The following is a 3356-nucleotide window of genomic DNA, read 5'->3' on the forward strand; positions in this document are numbered from 1 at the left end:
GACAATTTGTTTTCAGAAACTACCGTTACTAAAACACTATTAGTATAGTCAATTTCACTTACTCCTGATGTTTGTTTAACACCATCAATAAAAAGTTCTGCTCCAGGAGAGATACTAAAAGTAGCCTTTAACTTAGAAACATTAACACCAAAAGCTGCAGTTGCATTTGCATTCTCACCAACGATTGCCGTATTGATTTCTTGCACTAATCCAGGGTTAGATGCTACTTTAAAGTCGTACGCTACTAAACTAGATTTATCACTTAGTCCTGATACTACCTTTACCGTATAGTTTTCTACAATACCTTGGTTGAATCCAACTCCTTCTACACTAAATGTTACAGCATTTGTAAAGTTATTTTGCGTAACACCACTAACTTGAGTTACCGTACCAATTTTAGCAATAGAATTCATTCCTACTGTAAAAACAGGAATGGCAGTTCTAATATCGATACCGTCTTTTAGAAGGATAGTATACGTTTTAGTAGCTGCATCATAGGTAGATGAAAGTTGGTCTTTCAACTCCAGACTTTGCAAAAGCACTGCAGTATTCCAAAACTTACCTGTACCCATACCTTCTGTATCTGCATTTACAACAACTCCAGTATTGTCATTGTTTGTCGTGTCAAAAGCAAACTGTTTATTGCCTTCATTAAAAGCATAGTACCCTATTAAATTTGGTTCGGTTCCAGTGTATTTGGTAGTAGCATTAGAAACAAGTTCAGCCTGTGTTTTAGCAACATTCCATATACGAACCTCATCAATACTACCATCCAATCCACGTGTTGCGGTAGGATTACCTCCAATGTAAGCAGGAGTAGTAGCATTAGCATTAGCCGCACCAGCAGTTCCTGTAAAAGTAAAAGGTGCAACAACACCATCAATATAAATGGTATAGACATTACCAGCAGTTACCGTATAAGCGATATGATGCCATTTGTTTAGTTGTACTGAATTTAAACCTGTGTTAAGAACATAAGATCCAGTTGCCGTAGTAATCGATAAAACAATACTGTTTTCCTTATAAGTTGGATTATTGTTAGTATGTACGAACAAATTGACAATTGATTTATCAAAAATTCTACCAAAAATTGTTGGATTTTTTCTGTTTACCCAAGCTTCAAATGTATAGTTATTTGTTAAATTTAAGTTTGTATTAGCATCTACTCTAACATAATCATCTAATCCATCAAAAGTTCCAACTGCATTAGTAGTTGCATTAGTTACATGCGTATAAGAAATTGACTTAGAATCATTAGTAGCATCTAAATCGCCTGCCAATTTTGTGTATACCTCGATAGTATAATTGTTAGCCAATCCTAAATTAGCTTGCGTTACAAATGTCACTGGTGCAGAAGCTCCTGCAGCAATCGATCCAGTAAAAGTTTGTGACACTTCAGCTCCACCATTTACTTTATAAGCAACTGGAAAATTAGAAATAGCCACATTAGAGAAGTTACGAATAACTGCGCTCACTGTAACTGGTTTTTTACCCAATTTAGTTGGTGCAGAAATACTTTCAATACTTGCATCAGCAGCTGTAAAAGGAAGTACGTTAATGGTATACTCCTCGATTTCAAAATCTTCTCTTGAAGTAGTCAAATTATCAAAAGTAGGCCCTGTAACTACATTAAAATACTCACTAGGTGAACGGAACATATGAATAACACGCATTAGCTTTTCTCCAGGAGTTGTTAATGCAGGAATGGTTAAACCACCCGTCAAATTGAAATTATTTCTAAAGTTATGTGTACTAGTTGTTGAAGCAACAGCTGGCGCAGTTGCTGTGTTTAATGTATTTACCCAAAAATTACCTGCATAAAATTCATCAGACAAATTACCATCACCATTTAAATCTATAACCATCATCGTGAAAACACCAGGAATAGTTGTTAAATCTCTTGTGATTGGTCGTTCTGGTTTAGAAATAGTAACTTGAGGCTGGTAAGTGTAACCTGCATAAACTGGAATTTTAATGTTTTTAAAATCAGAATACGCTGTAGTACCTGAATTGTTAACCATATTATCCCATTTCAATGAGGTTATTGCAAAACCATTAGTATTAGTATTCTTAGGAAGTTCAAATTTGTTATAAACTACTTTTTCTAAGTTATTGTTAGCCAAATTATCATCAGCTTCGTCAATTCCTGCTTTAATGGTAAACACTCCATTTACTGCAGTCATATCAGTAGTAGTTGGGAACGTGTACAATACAGACACACCTGAAGTCATCGTAGGAACAACTCCAGTAACTTTCGTTCCACCATTTACTTGAAAATAAACAGGCACATTAGTACGCGTTGTTGGTCCAACATTGTTAACACGAATTGTGATTGCAGTCGTTGCTGATTTTTTACCTAAAAAGTCTGGCGCTACAATTGAGGTAATCTCAGTATCCGTAATTAAAGGTTTAGCCACACAAGAAATAGTGGCAACCCATCCTTTATCTACCACTTCTGTATCAGAAGTAAATCTAAAGGTTAGTTCTCCTCCTGTTGCTGTAGACGTAAAAGATGGTGGTAAGGTATTACCATCAAAAACACCTAATAAAGGAGCTGCCGCTGAAGTTCCATTATAGATGTACAAGAAATCATATCCTGCTTCTACAGCAAATTCAGTAAAATCAACTTTGATACTATTTCCAGTCACAGCTGGTCTAAAAGTAATCGTTTGATTTAGGTTATTGGCATAATTAGCATATCTACTTCCGCTATCTGTAAATGTAGCTGAACAAGTCGTACTAAGAGATGTACTTCCCATTAAAATGTCTGAACCATTATTAGCTACCGTTCTAGTAAGCGAATTATTAGTAGCATCTGAATCATCAGCAGGCGCTATTTTACCAACAACCGTATAAAGTCCGCCAACAGAATAATTTGCTTTTGTGGCAAAACTATAAGTAACTTCTGTTAATGGAGCGATAGGTCCAGCGATCATTTCTACTACTTCTGCTCCATTGTTAATGCGATAAGAAACAGGAATGTTGCTTACTGCTACTGGAGAGAAATTATAAACTTTAGCCGTTACTGTTTCTGTAGCTGTTAAGCCTACGTTTGGTGTAAAAGCAGTAAGGGCTAAATCATTAGATTTTGCTTCATATATTTCAACGTTATCAACAAAAATCGTGTTGTAGGTTGGTGTAGTAGTGGCATCATTATCCATTACTCCTTCGAACGTTAAATTAAACTTTGTTCCAGCAAAAGCTGCCAAATTATACGTTAATGTTCTAGCCGTTGAAGTTGTTGTTCCTGTATAAACAGATGTACCTTCGGTGCTTGCAACAGCAACTCCATTTACTAAAACTCTAAAAAAGTTTTTGTTTGTAGTAACGCTATTTTGCATAATCACGTCAAATTT

General features: G+C 35.6%; 1 protein-coding gene. It reads right to left on the reverse strand.

Annotated elements, in window-relative coordinates:
* A partial coding sequence (locus P8M54_RS05615) for a LamG-like jellyroll fold domain-containing protein (protein WP_366525125.1) occupies positions 1-3356 on the reverse strand: 3356 nt, incomplete at both ends.

The organism is Flavobacterium sp., assembly GCF_029242675.1.
GTDB lineage: Bacteria > Bacteroidota > Bacteroidia > Flavobacteriales > Flavobacteriaceae > Flavobacterium.